The organism is Streptomyces sp. NPDC093064 (assembly GCF_044754605.1).
Classification (GTDB): domain Bacteria; phylum Actinomycetota; class Actinomycetes; order Streptomycetales; family Streptomycetaceae; genus Streptomyces.
Map to the genome: position 1 here is coordinate 120,708 of NZ_JBIVPK010000007.1, position 16,259 is coordinate 136,966.

A 16,259-nucleotide genomic window follows, 5' to 3' on the forward strand; every position below is an offset into this window, starting at 1 on the left:
TCATCCCTGGGTCTTCTGGATAGCTTCGCGAAGCACCTGGCGGTCGTCGAAGGGACGGACCACTCCGGCGATGTCCTGGCCCTGTTCGTGGCCCTTGCCCGCGACCAGCACGGCGTCCCCGGGCTGCGCGCGGTCGACGGCGGCGGCGATCGCGGCGGCCCGCTCCTCGAAGAGGAGCACCTCGCCGCGCTCGTGCGCGGGCACCGAGGCCGCGCCCTCGAGCATGGTGGCGAGGATCGCCAGGGGATCCTCGGAGCGGGGGTTGTCGGAGGTCAGCACGGCGGTGTCGGCGAGCCGGGCCGCGGCGGCGCCCATCGGCGCGCGTTTGGTCTGGTCGCGGTCCCCGCCGCAGCCGAGCACGATGTGCAGCCGTCCCTTGGTGACCTTGCGCAGCGCCTTGAGGACCGACTCCACGGCGTCCGTCTTGTGCGCGTAGTCGACGACCGCGAGGTACGGCTGGCCGACGTCGACGCGCTCCAGCCGGCCCGGTACGCCCGGAACGGCGGCGATGCCGTCGGCGGCGGACTGCGGGTCGAGGCCCGCGGCGGCCAGGGCGACCACGGCGGCCAGCGTGTTGGCGACGTTGAACGGGCCCGGCAGCGGCGCCCTGGCGGCGATCCGGCGGCCCTCGGGGCCGACCACGGTGAAGGTGGAGTCGACCGGGCCGACCTGGACGTCCTCCGCGCGCCAGTCGGCGTCGGGGTGCCCCTCGGCGGAGAAGGTGACGACCGGGACCGTGGCCTCCACGGCCAGCCGGCGCCCGTACTCGTCGTCGAAGTTGACCACGCCGAGCTTGCTGCGCTCCGGCGTGAACAGCTGCGCCTTGGCCCGGAAGTAGTCCTCCATGTCGGAGTGGAACTCCATGTGTTCCGGGCTGAGGTTGGTGAAGACAGCGATGTCGAAGACGCAGCCGTCGACGCGGCCGAGCACGAGGGCGTGGCTGGAGACCTCCATGGCGACCGCCTCGACCCCGCGCTCGCGCATGACCGCGAACAGGGCCTGAAGGTCGGTGGCCTCGGGGGTGGTGCGCTCGGACTTGATGCGCTCCTCGCCGATGCGCATCTCGACGGTGCCGATCAGTCCGGTGGACTTCACGGTCTTCAGGCCGCCCTCGACGAGGTAGGCGGTGGTGGTCTTGCCGGAGGTGCCGGTGATGCCGATCTGGAGCAGGTCGCGGCCGGGCCTGCCGTAGATCGTGGCCGCCAGCTCGCCCATCCGGCCGCGCGGGTCGTCCACGGCCAGGACCGGCAGGCCGGTGGCGGCGGCGCGCTCGGCGCCGGACGGGTCGGTGAGCACGGCGACCGCGCCCAGGCTCGCCGCCTGGGTGACGAAGTCGGCGCCGTGCGTGCGGGCGCCGGGCAGGGCTGCGTACAGGTCGCCGGGGCGCACGGCGCGCGAGTCATGGGTGATGCCCGTGACCTCGGCGGCGCCGTCCGGAGCGGTGACCCCCAGCTGATCGGCGAGCTCCGCGAGGGGTGCGGCGGAGACCTGAACCGGTCGCGGCGGTCCCGGATATGTCACGGAAGCGCCCTTCTGGGTGGTTTGGGACTGATCAGCGTGTGGCACGGCGGTGAGCGTACCGGGCGTACCCGCCGTGGGGCTAAAAAGGGGATCGCGCACAGCGCCGTCCGGCGCGGACGAGGGCCGGTGCGACGGGTGGTTCCCGAGGCCGGGAGTGATCGTTGTCACGGGCTGGTTCCTGGTCGTTCTGTTCCGGTCACGGCTTGAAGTCGACGGGCAGATTCGCGGCCTGCACGCCGGTCGGCGGCACCTGGAGCGTCTTCAGCGCGAACTCCATGACCTCCTTGTAGATCGGGCCGCAGATCTGGCCTCCGTAGTAGCTGCCCTTGGTGGCGTTCTGGATCGCGCAGTAGACCGTGACGCGGGGGTTGTCGGCGGGCGCGAACCCGGCGAAGGAGGACGTGTAGCCGCGGTATCTGCCGGTGGCCGGATCCACGCGGTTGGCCGTGCCGGTCTTGCCCGCCACGCGGTAGCCGGGGATGCGCGCCTTGACACCGGTGCCCTGCTCGTCGTCGACCACGGACTCCAGCATGTGCGCCAGCGTCTTCGCCGTCTTCGCGCTCACGACCCGCGTCTTCTCGGGCTTGTCGGCCGGTGCGAAGCGGCCGTCGGCCCCCTTGGTCCCGCGCACCAGCGTCGGCTGCACACGCACTCCGCCGTTGGCGATCGTGGAGTAGACGGAGGCCGCCTGCACGGCGTTGATGGAGAAGCCCTGGCCGAAAGGAATCGTGTACTGCTGCGAGGTGGACCACTTGTCGGGGGGTGCGAGGATGCCCCGGGTCTCGCCGGGGAAGCCGAGTCCGGTCGGCTCGCCGATGCCGAACTTGCGCAGGTAGGAGTAGAGGACCTTGTTGGCCTCCGGCTGGGTCCTGCCGAGCTGGCCGGTGGCCAGGATGGTGCCGATGTTGCTGGACTTGGCGAGCACGCCGTTCAGCGTGAGGTACCAGGTGTCGTGGTCGACGTCGTCCTGGAAGAGGCGGTCGCCGCGGTGCAGCCGGTTGGGCACGACGACGTGGGTGAGCGGCGTCGCCGCGTTCTCCTCCAGTATGGCGGCCATGGACATGACCTTGGCGGTGGAGCCGGGCTCGTAGGCGTCCTGGACGGCGGCGTTGCCCAGCGCGGCCGGGTCGGCGTGGGACAGGTCGCCCGGGTCGAAGCCCGGGGAGTTGGCCATGGCGAGGATCTCGCCGGTGCGGGTGTCCTGCACGATGACGTAGCCGCGGTCCGCCCCGGATTTCGCCACCTGCTCGGTGATGGCGTTCTGGGCGGCCCACTGGATGTCGCGGTCGATGGTGAGCTCGGTGTCGGAGCCGGGCACCGCGCGCGTCTCGGTGGAGCCGGCGGTGGGCACCTCGCGCCCGCCGGACTGGGCGTAGCGGATCTTGCCGGGCTTGCCGGCCAGCCCCTCGTTCAGCTGCTGCTCGATGCCGCCGCCGCCCTTGCCGTCGGCGTTGACCCAGCCCAGTATCCCGGCGGCGAGGCCGCTGTTGGGGTAGACCCGTTTGCTGCTGGGGTCGGAGAAGACGCCGGCGAGCACGTTGACGGTGGTCTTGTCCTTCTGGGCCTTCTTCGCCAGGGCCGTCTTCAGGTCCTTGATCTGCTTCCAGACCTGCGGGGTCTCGCGGCGGGCGAGCAGCACGTAGCGGGTGTTCGGCGTGCGGAGCTTCGCGGTGAGGGCCTCCTGGTCCTGGCCGAGGATCGGGGCGAGCAGCGCGGCCGCCTGCTCGGGACCGTCGCCGATGTGCAGCTGGTCGCGGCCGAACATGGTGGGGTCGGCGGTGATGTCGTCGGCGTCCACGCTGGTCGCCAGGTCGACGCCGTTGCGGTCGGTGATGCGGCCCCGCTCGGCGGCCAGGGTGTGCACCACGTACCGGTTCTCCTCGGCCTTGGCGGCATACGCGCTCGCGTCGACGGCCTGCACCTGCAACAGCCGTACGGCGAAGACGAGCAGCACCAGGGTGAGCGCGAGGGCGACCAGCCGCAACCGGGGGCGGGGGCTGCCGAGCCGGATGCGCGCGGCCTGGGGCCGGGCCGGGGCCGGACGGCGGGCCGGCCGGGCACCGGGGCCGGGCCGCTGCCGGGCGGCCGGACGCGCCGGCCTGGCGGGCCCGGGCACCCGGCGACGCGGCGGTTCCCTGTCGGACACGTCCGTCACCTGCCGAAAGTCGAGATCGAAGCGAACGGGAAGACAACGGCGCCGACCGAAACGCCGGCCGTGACACCCCCGGAAACCGAGCGAAGTCGAACCTCCGGCCCAGCAGGCCCGGACAGGCCAAGCACCCGGCGACGCTGCGGGTCCCTGTCGGGCACGTCAGGCCCGGACAGCACGGGGACCGGACGGCGCGGCGGTTCGCTGTCGGTCACGTCCGTCACCTGCCGGGGGTCGGGGTCGGGGCGGGTGGAGGGGCGGCCGGGACGGCCGGGGTGGTGTTCTCCGGAGTCGGGGCGGGGCCCTGGGCCGATGGCGGTGCCAGGTTCGCGCTTGCCGGGGCCGTGCCGTCCGTGGCGGACGGCGAGAGGGCGAGCGCCGCGGGCGGCAGGAGCGACAGCGGCGTCTCCTGCGCGGGGGGCGGCGTGGGGGCGGCCGAGGGGACGCCCTTGACGGTCCCGTCGGCGCCCAGGAAGGCCGGGTCGCCGCCGGGCACCATGCCCAGTTGCCGGGCGCGGAGCTGGAGGGCGTCCGGGGCGGAGTAGGAGTCGATGTCCCGCTGGAGGGCCTGCTCCTCGTCGGTGAGGTTCTTGGCGTCCTTCTGGAGCGCCTCCCGCTGGAACGCGCCTTCGCTGAGGGCGGAGTTCAGCATCAGCAGCCCGATGAGGCCGCCGCCGAGCAGGAGCACGACGAGGAGGACGAACGGGGTCCGGGCGGCCTGGCCCCGGCCGGTCGGGAAGAGCCGGGCGAGCCGGGCGGCACGGCCCCTCAGTACGGGTTTCCTGCTCACTGGTCCCCCTGGCTCACTCGACGTCCTCCCTGACGCGCTCGGCGCCACGCAGCCGGGCCGGCGCCGCCCGCCGGTTCTCGGCGATCTCTTCCTCGGTGGGAAGTTCGGCACCGCGGGTGAGCAGCTTGAGCCGGGGCTGGTAGCGCTCGGGCACGACCGGGAGCCCGGGGGGCGCACTCGACGCGGCACCGGCCGCGAACACCTGCTTGACCAGGCGGTCCTCGAGGGAGTGGTACGACAGCACGGCGATCCGCCCGCCGACGTCCAGCGCCTTCACCGCGGCCGGGATCGCCCGCTCCAGCACGGCGAGCTCGCCGTTGACCTCGATCCGCAACGCCTGGAAGGTGCGCTTGGCCGGGTTGCCGCCGGTGCGCTTGGCGGCCTGCGGCAGCGCGTCGCGGATCAGCTCCACCAGCCGGGCGCTGTTGGTGAACGGCTCCTTCTCGCGCTCACGCACGACGGCGGCCACGATCCGCTTGGCCTGCTTCTCCTCGCCATAGGCCCGCAGGATGCGGACCAGCTCGCCGGGCGGGTAGGTGTTGAGGACCTCGGCGGCGCTCATCCCGGTGCTCTGGTCCATGCGCATGTCCAGGGGGGCGTCCTGGGCGTAGGCGAAGCCGCGGTCGGCCTCGTCGAGCTGCATCGAGGACACCCCGAGGTCGAACAGGACGCCCCGCACGCGCGGGACGCCCAGCCGGTCGAGCACGTCGGGCAGCTCGTCGTAGACGGCGTGCACCAGGGTGGCCCGGTCACCGAAGGGGGCCAGGCGCTCGCCGGACAGGCGCAGGGCCTCCTTGTCGCGGTCGAGGGCCACCAGCCGCGCCTCGGGGAAGCGGGTGAGCAGCGCCTCGCTGTGTCCGCCGAGGCCGAGGGTGCAGTCGACGACCACCGCTCCCGGCCGCTCCAGGGCGGGCGCCAGCAGATCCAGGCACCGCTGGAGCATCACGGGGACGTGTCGGCTGTCGCTCAAGGAGCCCTCTCAGTCCGGCGCGTCCCGCACGCACTGCCGGGTCCCCGACCGCTCAGGAAAGAAAAGGGCCTGCCGGCGCCGGAAGCGTCAGCCGACCGGAAGCGGGAGGAGGCCGAGCCGTACGTACGCGCCGCGCACGTGGGGAGACCGCCGGCGCGTGGGCCGGGGCCTGTCGGGAATGCAGTCCAGCAGGGAGGGCCACGCCTCCCGCTTCGCGTCACTTTAGTGCACCCTGTCTCGCGGTCAATCAACCGGCCTGCGCGTCGCCCGACGGAGCAGTGGCGGCACGGCAAGACGAAAATTCACTCGTCCGGGTGTGGATTCGCCCTGCGTGTGGGGTCCCTCACAACAAGCCATGACGGGGTTCTTTGTACCGTCTCACAACAGGACCCGGGCCCCGACGCCCACTAACGTCATGAGTATGACGACTTCTGCATCAGTTCCCGCCGGGCCCGAGGACGCCATAGACCGGCGTGGCACCGTCACCGACCGTCTCGCGGAGGCCAACCAGCAGTACGCCGCCGCGTTCACCGATCCGGGGATGGACGCCCGGCCCGTACTGAGGGTCGCCGTCGTGGCCTGCATGGACGCCCGTCTCGACCTGCACGCCGCGCTCGGCCTGGAACTCGGCGACTGCCACACCATCCGCAACGCGGGCGGTGTGGTCACCGACGACGTCATCCGCTCGCTCACCATCAGCCAGCGGGCCCTGGGCACCCGCAGCATCGTGCTGATCCACCACACCAACTGCGGCATGCAGTCCATCACCGAGGAGTTCCGGCACGACCTGGAGATGGAGGTCGGGCAGCGTCCGGCCTGGGCCGTGGAGGCCTTCCGGGACGTGGACCAGGACGTGCGGCAGTCGATGCAGCGTGTACGCACCTCGCCGTTCCTGGTGCACACCGACGACGTACGCGGTTTCGTCTTCGACGTCAGGACGGGCCTGCTGCGCGAGATCGACCCCGCCTGACCGTCGCACGCGCGCCGGGAGTCCGGTGCGCGGCATGCCTCCGTCACCAGCGAAAGCCGCAAGACCCGACATATCGCGGCCAGTTGTCCACAGGCGAGTGACACGAATCGGTAACGGCGGCAAGAATGCGGGGGTGGCCTCACGCGGAACGTTTCACGCGTGGTGCCTGATTCGGGGTGGGCCGGTCCGCACAGCAGAGCGTCGGCCCTGAAAGTTGGGGTATCCCCCGCTCGCCGAGGAGCGTGGGGAAGGGCCGAGGAGGGCCGCCGGGTGACGACCTATGACGATCGAGCGAGCCATGGGGGTGCCCCCGCTCGAGCGGAGCCGAGAGTGGGGGCCGATCTGACCGCCACGGTGGAGCGGGTCCGCCGTTCGGTGGAAGAAGTGATCGAGGGCAAGCCCGAGGTCGTACGGCTTTCGCTGACCGTGCTGCTCGCCGAGGGGCATCTTCTGATCGAGGACGTTCCAGGGGTGGGCAAGACGATGCTCGCCAAGGCGCTGGCGCGGTCCATCGACTGTTCGGTGCGGCGCATCCAGTTCACGCCCGACCTGCTGCCGTCGGACATCACCGGCGTGTCCATCTGGGACCAGCAGCGCCGGGACTTCGAGTTCAAGCCGGGCGCCATCTTCGCGCAGATCGTGATCGGCGACGAGATCAACCGGGCCTCGCCCAAGACCCAGTCCGCGCTGCTGGAGTCCTTGGAGGAGCGGCAGGTCACCATCGACGGGCAGACCTACGAACTGCCCTCGCCGTTCATGGTGGTGGCCACGCAGAACCCGGTCGAGATGGAGGGCACCTATCCGCTGCCCGAGGCCCAGCGCGACCGCTTCATGGCCCGGGTGTCCATCGGGTACCCGAGCCCGGACGCCGAGTTGCAGATGCTGGACGTGCACGGCGGGGTGAGCCCGCTGGAAGACCTCCAGCCGGTGGCGCACGCGCACGAGATCGTGAAACTGATCGAGGCCGTGCGCGGGGTGCACGTCGCCGAGACGGTCCGGCGGTACGCGGTGGACCTCGTCTCCGCCACCCGCACCCATCCCGACCTCAGACTCGGCGCCTCGCCGCGCGCGACGCTGCACCTGCTGCGCGCGGCGAAGGCGTCCGCCGCGCTGAGCGGCCGGGAGTACGCGCTGCCGGACGATCTGCAGGCGCTGGCCGTTGCCGTCCTGGCCCACCGGCTGCTGCCCACCGCCCAGGCCCAGCTCAACCGCCGCACCGCCGAGCAGGTCGTCCAGGAGATCCTCCAGCGCACCCCGGTGCCCGCGGCGCCCCAGCAGTCCGGCGGCTTCGGCCTGGGCCGCGGCGCGCCCGCGTACGGCCAGCAGCCGCCGCGGAGCCTGTGATGTCCGACGCGGGGACGGCGCACGCGGACGACGACCGCAGGGAGCGGGGCGGCGTCCGCACCGCGCTGGCCGGTCTGACCACCCGCGGGCGCTCCTTCCTGGCCGCCGGAATCGCCGCCGCGATCTGCGCCTACGTCCTCGGGCAGAGCGACCTGCTCCGGGTCGGGCTGCTGCTGGCGGCACTGCCGCTGGTGTGCGCCACGGTGCTCTTCCGCACGCGCTACCGGGTCGCCGGCAGCCGCCGGCTCTCCCCCGCGCGCGTGCCCGCCGGCAGCGAGGCCCGGGTGCATCTGCGGATGGACAACGTCTCGCGGCTGCCCACCGGCCTGCTGATGCTCCAGGACCGGGTGCCGTACGTGCTCGGGCCGCGGCCCCGTTTCGTACTCGACCGGGTCGAGCCGGGCGGGCGCCGCGAGGTGTCCTACCGGGTCCGCTCCGACCTGCGCGGACGGTATCCGCTGGGCCCGCTGCAACTGCGGCTGACCGACCCCTTCGGGATGTGCGAACTGACCCGTTCCTTCTCCGCCCACGACACCCTGACCGTGATCCCGCGGGTGGATCCGCTGTCACCGGTGCGCCTGAGCGGCGAGGCCAAGGGGTACGGCGACGGGCGGCAGCGCTCGCTGGCACTGGCCGGCGAGGACGACGTCATCCCGCGCGGGTACCGCTACGGCGACGATCTGCGCCGTGTGCACTGGCGGTCCACCGCGCGCTACGGCGAGCTGATGGTGCGCCGCGAGGAGCAGCCGCAGCGCGCCCGCTGCACGGTGCTCCTCGACACCCGGGCGCTCGCCTACCGGGGCGCGGGCCCCGACTCGGCCTTCGAGTGGGCCGTCTCCGGCGCCGCGTCGGTCCTGGTGCACATGCTGGAGCGGGGCTTCTCGGTGCGGCTGCTGACCGACACCGGCAACTCCGTTCCCGGCGAGGGCGGCGACGGGTTCGCGGGCACCAGCCAGGAGTCGGCGGACTCGGCCGGGCTGATGATGGACACCCTCGCCGTGATCGACCACTCCGACGGGGCGGGCCTGTCCCGCGCCTACGACGTGCTGCGCGGCGGCAACGAGGGACTGCTGGTGGCCTTCCTCGGCGACCTCGACGAGGCGCAGGCCGGGGTCGCGGCCAAGATGCGGCAGCGCAGCGGCGGCGCGGTCGCCTTCGTCCTGGACAGCGAGACCTGGGTCCGGGAACCGGGCGACGTGCCGGAGCCCGCGTCCCAGGCCGACGACCGCCTCCGGCTGCTCCGCGACGCGGGCTGGACGGCCGTGCCGGTGCCCCGGGGCGCCGGCCCGGACGAGCTGTGGCGCCGCGCGGACCAGGAGCGCACCAGCGCGGGCGCGGCCGGCGGGACGGGGCTGGGCGGGGGATGGTCATGATCGAGGTGACGAACCGGGCGACCCCGGACCGACGCCAGAACCGCCGCGACGTACCCGCAAGCGGCATCAGCGCGATGACCATGAACGGCGCGATGGACAGGACGCTCCCAGACCGACGCCAGGCCCAGCGCGACGAACCCGTGAACGGCGCGATGGACAGGACGCTCCCAGACCGACGCCAGGCCCAGCGCGACGAACCCGTGAACGGCACCAGCGCGATGACCATGAGCAACGTAACCAACCGGACGGCCCCGAACCGGCGTCAGAACCAGCGCCACGTACCCGCGTGCGGCACCGGCGACGGGGAGGGGTGGGTATGAGCGGGCGGACGCGGTTGGCGCTGTGTGCGGCGGCGGCGACGTTGGCGGCGTCGTGCGCGCTGCTGCCGCTGGTCTCCCCCGCCTCGTGGATCCTCCAGGCCATTCTGTTGCTGGCGGTGCAGTCGGGGGTCGGCGCGGTGACCCGGCGGGTGCCACTGGCGCGGCCGCTGACCGTCGCGGCGCAGGCCCTGGCCACACTGATGCTGCTCACCCTGGTCTTCGCCCGGGGGCAGGCCTTCGCCGGGCTGATCCCGGGCCCCGAGGCCTTCCGGCACCTGGCCGAACTGCTGCGGGAGGGCGCGGACGACGTCGGACGGTACGCCATCCCGGCGCCGCAGACCGACGGCATCCGCCTGATGCTCGTCGGCGGCGTCCTGCTGATCGGGCTGATCGTGGACACGCTCGCGGTGACCTTCCGCAGCGCGGCCCCCGCCGGCCTGCCGCTGCTCGCCGTGTACTCCGTGGCCGCGGGCCTGTCCGACGGCGGCACCGGCTGGTGGTGGTTCCTGATCGCGGCCGCCGGCTACCTGACACTGCTGCTGGCCGAGGGCCGGGACCGGCTCTCGCAGTGGGGGCGGGTGTTCGCCGGGGCATCGCGCCCGGGGAGCGGCGAACCGGGCGGCGCGACCGCGCCCGTGCGCACCGGGCGCCGGATCGGCGCCCTCGCCCTCGGCATCGCCCTGGTGGTGCCGCTCGGCCTCCCGGCGATGCAGGGCGGGCTGCTCGGCGCCGCCGGAACCGCGGTCGGCTCGGGCAGCGGCGACGGCGGCACGATCTCCGCGGTCAACCCGCTGGTGTCGCTGCGCGACAGCCTGAACGTCGACGAGGACCGCACGGTCATCACCCTGCGCACGGACACGTCCGACACCTCGAACCTGTATCTGCGGATCGTGTCCCTGGACGACTTCGACGGCACCACCTGGAAGCCGTCCCAGCGGCACATCGTCGGCGTACCCGACCCGCTGCCCGCCCCCCTGGGCCTGGACGGCGGCGTCAAACGCACGGAGATCACCACGACGATCTCGGCGGCGGACTGGTACGGCCAGGACTGGCTGCCGATGCCGTACCCGCCGAGTGCCGTGCGGATCAAGGGCAGTTGGCGCTACGAGCCCGTGGGCATGACCCTCGTCGGCGACCACGGGCAGAACACGCGCGGGCTGACCTACGAGGTGAAGAGCCTTCAGGTGCGGCCGACCGCCGAGCAGCTCGCCGCGGCGCCGGAACCGTCGGCGGCGCTGAGGCACGAGTACACCAAGGTGCCCAAGTCGCTGCCGGCGGACGTCGCGAGCACCGCCCGTCGGGTCACCGAGGGCGCGACGAACCACTACGAGCAGGCGGTCGAGCTCCAGGACTGGTTCACCCTCGGCGGCGGCTTCCAGTACGACACGCAGGTCGAGGCGGGCAGCGGACCGCAGGCCATCTCGCGGTTCCTCAAGGACAAGCGCGGCTTCTGCGTGCACTTCTCCTTCGCGATGGCCGCCATGGCCCGCACGCTTGGCATACCGGCCCGGGTCGCGGTGGGCTTCGCGCCCGGCACCGCGCAGAGCGACGGAACCATGGCCGTGGGCCTGAAAGACGCCCACGCCTGGCCCGAGTTGTACTTCGAGGGCGTCGGCTGGACCCGCTTCGAGCCGACCCCCACGCGCGGCTCGGTGCCGACGTACACCCAGTCGGACACGCCGGGCACCCGCCTGCCGGAGTCGACGGCGCCGTCCCAGGACGCGAGCACGGCGCCCTCCGCCGCGCCGTCGGCGAACCAGAGCTGCCCGCCGGAGCTGCGGCGGCTCCAGGAGTGCGGTGGCCCGTCCGCGCAAGCCGTGCAGGTCCAGGGTGACGATGGCCCGAAGTGGTACGCCGTCCTGGGGTGGACGCTGGGCGGCCTGCTGGTCCTCGTCCTGCCGCTGTCGCCGCTGCTGTGGCGCCGGCGGATGCGCGCCGTGCGGCTGGGCGCGCACGGGCGCGGCGAGGCGGACGCGGGGCCGCACATCCTGGCGGTCTGGCAGGAACTGAGCGACACCGCCTGGGACTTCGGGATCCTGCCGGACGAGTCGCAGACCCCGCGCAAGGCGGCCGCCCGGATCGTCCGCCTGGGGCGCCTCGACGAGGTGGCCGCCGCCTCGGCGCACCGACTGGCGGACGCCGTGGAACAGGTCCTCTACGCGCCGCGCCCGCGTCCGGTGGCGGGGCTCGCCGAGGACGTCCGGCGGGTCGCCGTCGGCCTGCGGGACACGGTGTCCCGGCGCACCAGGCTGCGGGCCGCGCTCGCCCCGCGCTCCATGGTGCGCGTGGTCTGGGCGGCGTCGGCCCGGTGGAACGCGCTCAGGTCCCGTGTCGGTGCCCGGGTCGTCGCAGCCCGGACGAGGCTGCGCGGACCGTCGGAGCAGCACGGCTCGGGGGACGGGGCCGAGGCCTCCGGCTGAGGGGCCCTGCCGAGGCCTCCGGCTGGGGCTTCGGGGGGCTCTGGCTGACCGGGGTTCCGGCTGGGGTGGCCGGCGCCCGTGCCGGCTTCCGGACATGCACGAGGGGGTGACCACCGCTGGTGGTCACCCCCTCGTGCAAGGACTGTGGTGCTCGGCGGACTAGTGGCCGCCCTGCTCGTCCCGGCGGCGCTGCCAGCGCTCCTCGATGCGGTCCATCATCGAACGCTTCTGACGGGCCGGACGGCGGGCCTGCGGGCCTGCGGCGGCCTGCTCGCCCGGCTTGGGCGCCTTGCGCCAGCCGGTCACGACCAGTACGGCGCAGCCCAGCATGACCAGGAAGCCCACCACACTGACCCAGATGAGCTGCTGGACGATCATTCCTGCCATGAGGAGCGCGATACCTACGAGGAAGCCCACGACCGCCTGGTAGACCCGCCGCCGGGTGTACGTACGCAGCCCGCTTCCCTCGAGCGCCGACGCGAACTTGGGATCTTCGGCGTACAGCGCTCGCTCCATCTGCTCGAGCATGCGCTGCTCGTGCTCCGAGAGCGGCACGGAGTCCTCCTCATCGTGCAGTCGCCGGGGCGACTCGGGGGGTCCCTTCAGGATAGGCAGGGAATCGCCCCCGTGAAACCCGCCCCTCTGCGCCAATTGGCCAACCGGAATCCGCCATGTCCGTCCCGGTCCGCTGAGGCTTCCATTCCCCGGCGGGCGGGCCGTCATGCCGGACGGTCTCCCTCGATCATACGGCGCGAAGCGGCCGACCGGGTGGCCTGTGGCGGACTGCATGCCCGGCCGAAGGGCCGGTCGGCGGCCCGCCCCGTGAAGCGGCTCAGTCCTCGGCCGCGCCCCGGGTCTCACCGAGTACGTGGAGCTGTGTGGCCACGGAGTGGAACGCGGGCCGCTCGGCCGCCGCAGCCTCCAGCTTCAGCAGGGCGTCCAGCGCTCCGGGCTCGGTGTCCACAAGCACGCCGGGCACCAGGTCGGCGAAGATCCGCACCCCGTGCACGGCGCCCACCCGCAGGCCCGCGCCCTCGACGAGCGCGGTGAGCTGCTCGGCGGTGAAGCGGTGCGGCACCGGGTCGCCCTCGCCCCAGCGCCCGTCGGGGTCGTCGAGCGCCTGCCGGGCCTCCTTGAAGTGCCCGGCGAGGGCCCGCGCGAGCACGGCGCCGCCGAGACCGGCGGCGAGCACGCTCAGGACGCCCTCGGCGCGCAGGGCGGCCACCGCGTTGCGCACGCCCTCGGCGGGGTCGTCGACGTACTCCAGGACGCCGTGGCACAGCACCGCGTCGTAGCCGCCGCGCTCGACCACGTCGAAGAGGCCGTGGGCGTCGCCCTGGACGCCCCGCACCCGGTCGGCCACGCCGGCCTCGGCGGCACGGCGCTCCAGCGCGAACAGCGCGTTGGGGCTGGGGTCGACGACGGTGACCCGGTGGCCGAGCCTGGCGGCGGGCACGGCGAAGTTGCCGCTGCCGCCGCCGGTGTCGAGGACGTCCAGGGACTCCCGGCCCGCGGCCTTGACCCGGCGGTCGAGGGCGTCGTGCAGGACCTCCCAGACCACGGCGGTACGGAGAGAAGCGCGGGGGCGAGAGGGGTCGGAGCGCGGCGACGTCGGTTGAGGGTGGTGGGAGGCGGGCGGGCGCATCGGGTCCGACACGGCAGTTGACTCCTCGGCGCGGCACCGCCTCTTGCACGGCGGAGCGATCGGACTGCCCCTCCCCGCCCGGGGCACGGGAACTGGAAGGGCTTCAGGCGCCTTCCACCCTATTGCCTCCACCCCCCGACCTGCCGCTCGGCTCCGCCGCCGCCCCGGTCGCCGCCCCGCCGTGGCGGTCCGCCGGGGCGGCAACTGCCGTACGGGCGCGTGCCGTGCGTGTCAGCCCGCGTCCGGCAAGTCGCGGGACGGGGTGCGTTCGGGGTGGGAGGGGTTCGTTCCGGTTGGTTCGCCCGTCCCGGTCTGGGGGTCGGTCTGGGGGTCGGTGTCGGGGCGGGGCTGGGGCAGGACCGGCTGGAGGAGGAGCATGCGTTCGACCAGGCGGATGAACATCGCCACGTCCCGTATCAGGTCGTCGGCGTCCCGCTGGCCGGCCGCGCCCCGGATCCCGGCCTCGGCGCGGGCGCGGCGCGCGGCGCCCGCGGCGAACAGCGCGCTCCACTCGGCGAGTTCGGGCGCGATCTCGGGGAGCACTTCCCAGGCGCTCCTGATGCGGGCCCGGCGGCGCGGGGTGGGATCCGGGCGGCCCCGCGCGGCGAGTACGGCGGCGGCGGTGCGCAGCGCGGCGAGGTGGGCCGTCGCGTACCGCTCGTTCGGGGTGCGGTGGGCGGTGGCCTCCGCCAGGCCCGCGCGGGCCTGGGCGAGCAGGCCGAGGGCGGCGGGAGGGGCCGAGGAGCGGCGCGGGACGGGGTGCACGTCGCTCGGGCCGGTCAGTGAGGGGGCAGGGCCGGTGGCGCGGTGCCGACGGGCGGCTGCTGCGGACGAGTTGGCCATGACGAACCTCCTGTCGTCTGGGTGACGGCACGGGTGCCGTATGTGCCCATCGTGAGGTATGGCACTGACAATCCGTTCTGACCTGGGATTTTGCTTCGACCGTACGTTCGGGGACGCGGGGCCGGCGGCTCGCGGGGCGCGTCCTTGCGACCACGCCGCCGGCCTCCCCTTCCGCGCCCTCCGGGAGGTGCCGACCTGTGACAATCAGGGCCATGGAACGCAGCAGCGCCACGCCGGGCGGCCGTACCCGCCGCGAGGCCACCCGGCAGAAGCTCTACGAGGCGGCCGTGACCCTCATCGCCGAGCAGGGGTTCTCGGCCACCACGGTGGACGAGATCGCCGAGCGGGCGGGGGTCGCCAAGGGCACGGTCTACTACAACTTCGCCAGCAAGTCCGTCCTCTTCGAAGAGCTGCTGCGGCATGGCGTGGGACTGCTCACCGCCTCCCTGCGCGAGGCGGCCGAGCGGACGGCCCGGGAGGGCGGCAGCCGGGTGGACGCCCTGGACGCCATGGTCCGCGCCGGGCTCGTCTTCATCGACCGCTACCCGGCCTTCACCCAGCTCTACGTGGCCGAGTTGTGGCGCACCAACCGGTCCTGGCAGTCCACGCTCCTGGTGGTGCGGCAGGAGGCGGTCGCGGTCGTCGAGGGCGTCCTGCGCGAGGGCATGGCACACGGGGAGTTCAGCGAGGACGTCGACGTGCCGCTGACCGCGGCGGCGCTGGTCGGCATGGTGCTGGTGGCCGCGCTGGACTGGAAGTCCTTCCAGCCCCAGCGTTCCCTGGACGACGTGCACGCGGCGCTGTCCCGGCTCCTTCAGGGACGGGTCAGCGGGCGCCTCTGAGGCCGCGGCCGCCGGACGCACTCGGGCCGGGCGCGCGAAAACGCCGGTGCGCCCTGGCCGCGTCCCCCGCGGGCCACCGCGCACCGGCGTTTCCCGTACCCCCGTCGAGCCCCGTCCAGTCGTTTCCCCCGGGCTCCCCCGTGCCTCGCTCCCGGCGGCCTGGGCCGGCGGAAGGAGCGGTCGAGGGCCGCGCCGTTCCGCCGCCCCGTGTCGGCGGTGCCGGCGCCGTGCCCCCTTCCGTGCTCCCACTCTCTCGTTCACGCGGTCCGCGGCCCATCCGTGCGCGTACTCATCTCGCCTGCTAGGTACGGATACTCAGTCCTGCGTGCCCGCACCCAGGACGCCGGGCGGCCCGCTGGCTACGATCACCTCCGTGTCCGTACTCCCCATGGTGTTCACAAGCGGCTGGGCCAGCGGCATCAACGCGTACGCGGTGGTGCTGCTGCTCGGTGTGTTCGGCGCGACGGGACTGAGCGACGACGTCCCCGGCACCCTGCAGCGGCCGGAGGTGCTGATCGCGGCGGGCGTGCTGTTCCTTCTGGAGGCGGTCGCCGACAAGATCCCCTACGTGGACTCGGTGTGGGACACCGCGCACACCGTGATCCGCCCGGTCGCCGGGGCCTGGGTGGGCGCGCTGCTCGCGGGGCAGAGCGGCTCGCTGTCGGACGTCACCGCGGGCCTGGTCGGCGGCGGCACGGCGCTGGCCAGCCATTTGGTGAAGGCCGGGACGCGGATGGCGGTCAACACCTCCCCGGAGCCCGTGAGCAACATGGTCGTGAGCCTGGCCGAGGACCTCGGAGTGGCCGGACTCGTCACCTTCGCGATCTTCCATCCGGTGGCCGCGGCGGTCGTCGCGGGCGTTCTGCTGCTCGCCGGGGCCGTGATCGTCGCCTTCCTGGTCTCCCGGATCCGCCGCTTCATGCGCCGCCGGGCCCAGCGCCGGGAGGAGAAACGCCGGCTCGCGGCCGAGGCCGGGTCTCCGCCGGGCTGACCGCGCCCGCGGCCCCGCGCATCCGGGAAGCCGCTGGTCAACGCCCCCGTGGCCGGGATTGTCGGTGGCGGTCGATAAAGT

Annotated in this window: 14 protein-coding genes; 7 read left to right on the forward strand and 7 right to left on the reverse strand. The window is 73.5% G+C overall.

The genetic code is table 11. The features are described 5' to 3' along the window. The 4 genes from ACIQFZ_RS11440 to rsmH form a co-directional block, all read right to left on the reverse strand. Nucleotides 1-1,521: a UDP-N-acetylmuramoyl-L-alanyl-D-glutamate--2,6-diaminopimelate ligase gene (locus ACIQFZ_RS11440; RefSeq protein WP_365418934.1), complete on the reverse strand. Its 1,521-nt coding sequence runs from the start codon at nucleotides 1,519-1,521 to the stop codon at nucleotides 1-3. 196 nt (nucleotides 1,522-1,717) lie between these two features. Next, complete coding sequence (locus ACIQFZ_RS11445) at nucleotides 1,718-3,667, reverse strand: peptidoglycan D,D-transpeptidase FtsI family protein (protein WP_402691119.1); 1,950 nt, start codon at nucleotides 3,665-3,667, stop codon at nucleotides 1,718-1,720. A 223-nt stretch (nucleotides 3,668-3,890) separates the two neighbouring features. Beyond that, a complete protein-coding gene (locus ACIQFZ_RS11450; protein WP_365418900.1) occupies nucleotides 3,891-4,460 on the reverse strand; it encodes a septum formation initiator family protein in 570 nt (189 codons plus the stop codon). Nucleotides 4,461-4,473: 13 nt separating this feature from the next. Then, nucleotides 4,474-5,430 carry a 16S rRNA (cytosine(1402)-N(4))-methyltransferase RsmH gene (gene rsmH / locus ACIQFZ_RS11455; protein ID WP_361423852.1) on the reverse strand — a complete coding sequence of 319 codons (957 nt, stop codon included), beginning with the start codon at nucleotides 5,428-5,430 and terminating at the stop codon, nucleotides 4,474-4,476. Between the two features lie 421 nt (nucleotides 5,431-5,851). Between rsmH and ACIQFZ_RS11460 the strand changes: the two genes are divergently transcribed. The 5 genes from ACIQFZ_RS11460 (at nucleotide 5,852) to ACIQFZ_RS11480 (ending at nucleotide 11,857) form a co-directional block, all read left to right on the forward strand. Further along, nucleotides 5,852-6,400 (forward strand): beta-class carbonic anhydrase, encoded by a 549-nt coding sequence (locus ACIQFZ_RS11460; RefSeq protein ID WP_402691120.1) that lies wholly within the window; start codon nucleotides 5,852-5,854, stop codon nucleotides 6,398-6,400. Nucleotides 6,401-6,670: 270 nt separating this feature from the next. Continuing rightward, entirely contained in the window at nucleotides 6,671-7,744 is a 1,074-nt protein-coding gene (locus tag ACIQFZ_RS11465; protein WP_376653021.1) for an AAA family ATPase, read from the forward strand. Continuing rightward, nucleotides 7,744-9,117, forward strand: coding sequence for a DUF58 domain-containing protein (locus tag ACIQFZ_RS11470; RefSeq protein ID WP_402691121.1), 1,374 nt, complete (start codon nucleotides 7,744-7,746; stop codon nucleotides 9,115-9,117). The genes ACIQFZ_RS11465 and ACIQFZ_RS11470 overlap by 1 nt, the downstream gene beginning before the upstream one ends. Next, on the forward strand, nucleotides 9,114-9,437 hold the full coding sequence (locus ACIQFZ_RS11475) for a hypothetical protein (protein ID WP_402691122.1): 324 nt from the start codon (nucleotides 9,114-9,116) through the stop codon (nucleotides 9,435-9,437). The genes ACIQFZ_RS11470 and ACIQFZ_RS11475 overlap by 4 nt, the downstream gene beginning before the upstream one ends. Further along, nucleotides 9,434-11,857 carry a DUF3488 and DUF4129 domain-containing transglutaminase family protein gene (locus ACIQFZ_RS11480; RefSeq protein WP_402691123.1) on the forward strand — a complete coding sequence of 808 codons (2,424 nt, stop codon included), beginning with the start codon at nucleotides 9,434-9,436 and terminating at the stop codon, nucleotides 11,855-11,857. Before ACIQFZ_RS11475 ends, ACIQFZ_RS11480 begins: the two co-directional genes overlap by 4 nt. 159 nt (nucleotides 11,858-12,016) lie before the next feature. Here the strand turns inward: ACIQFZ_RS11480 and ACIQFZ_RS11485 are convergent, their stop codons facing one another. From ACIQFZ_RS11485 to ACIQFZ_RS11495, 3 genes are all read right to left on the reverse strand, one after another. Next, nucleotides 12,017-12,412, reverse strand: a complete 396-nt coding sequence (locus tag ACIQFZ_RS11485) for a DUF3040 domain-containing protein (protein WP_365418889.1) — start codon at nucleotides 12,410-12,412, stop codon at nucleotides 12,017-12,019. Nucleotides 12,413-12,689: 277 nt separating this feature from the next. Beyond that, nucleotides 12,690-13,502 (reverse strand): methyltransferase, encoded by an 813-nt coding sequence (locus tag ACIQFZ_RS11490; RefSeq protein WP_365418931.1) that lies wholly within the window; start codon nucleotides 13,500-13,502, stop codon nucleotides 12,690-12,692. Nucleotides 13,503-13,733: 231 nt separating this feature from the next. Beyond that, nucleotides 13,734-14,345, reverse strand: a complete 612-nt coding sequence (locus tag ACIQFZ_RS11495; protein WP_365418886.1) for an SAV_6107 family HEPN domain-containing protein — start codon at nucleotides 14,343-14,345, stop codon at nucleotides 13,734-13,736. A gap of 212 nt (nucleotides 14,346-14,557) precedes the next feature. On the opposite strand from ACIQFZ_RS11495, the gene ACIQFZ_RS11500 reads away from it, so the two are divergent. Both ACIQFZ_RS11500 and ACIQFZ_RS11505 read left to right on the forward strand, forming a co-directional pair. Then, nucleotides 14,558-15,187 (forward strand): TetR/AcrR family transcriptional regulator, encoded by a 630-nt coding sequence (locus ACIQFZ_RS11500; protein WP_365418883.1) that lies wholly within the window; start codon nucleotides 14,558-14,560, stop codon nucleotides 15,185-15,187. A 373-nt stretch (nucleotides 15,188-15,560) separates the two neighbouring features. Beyond that, on the forward strand, nucleotides 15,561-16,178 hold the full coding sequence (locus tag ACIQFZ_RS11505; RefSeq protein ID WP_365774431.1) for a DUF4126 domain-containing protein: 618 nt from the start codon (nucleotides 15,561-15,563) through the stop codon (nucleotides 16,176-16,178). Nucleotides 16,179-16,259: the final 81 nt, after the last annotated feature.

Excerpts from the sequence above, each read along its gene's own strand:
- ACIQFZ_RS11490 (WP_365418931.1), bottom strand. The coding sequence starts at position 13,502 with ATGCGCCCGCCCGCCTCCCACCACCCTCAACCGACGTCGCCGCGCTCC.
- ACIQFZ_RS11480 (WP_402691123.1), top strand. The coding sequence starts at position 9,434 with ATGAGCGGGCGGACGCGGTTGGCGCTGTGTGCGGCGGCGGCGACGTTG.
- ACIQFZ_RS11470 (WP_402691121.1), top strand. The coding sequence starts at position 7,744 with ATGTCCGACGCGGGGACGGCGCACGCGGACGACGACCGCAGGGAGCGG.
- ACIQFZ_RS11495 (WP_365418886.1), bottom strand. The coding sequence starts at position 14,345 with ATGGCCAACTCGTCCGCAGCAGCCGCCCGTCGGCACCGCGCCACCGGC.
- ACIQFZ_RS11475 (WP_402691122.1), top strand. The coding sequence starts at position 9,114 with ATGATCGAGGTGACGAACCGGGCGACCCCGGACCGACGCCAGAACCGC.
- ACIQFZ_RS11500 (WP_365418883.1), top strand. The coding sequence starts at position 14,558 with ATGGAACGCAGCAGCGCCACGCCGGGCGGCCGTACCCGCCGCGAGGCC.
- ACIQFZ_RS11460 (WP_402691120.1), top strand. The coding sequence starts at position 5,852 with ATGACGACTTCTGCATCAGTTCCCGCCGGGCCCGAGGACGCCATAGAC.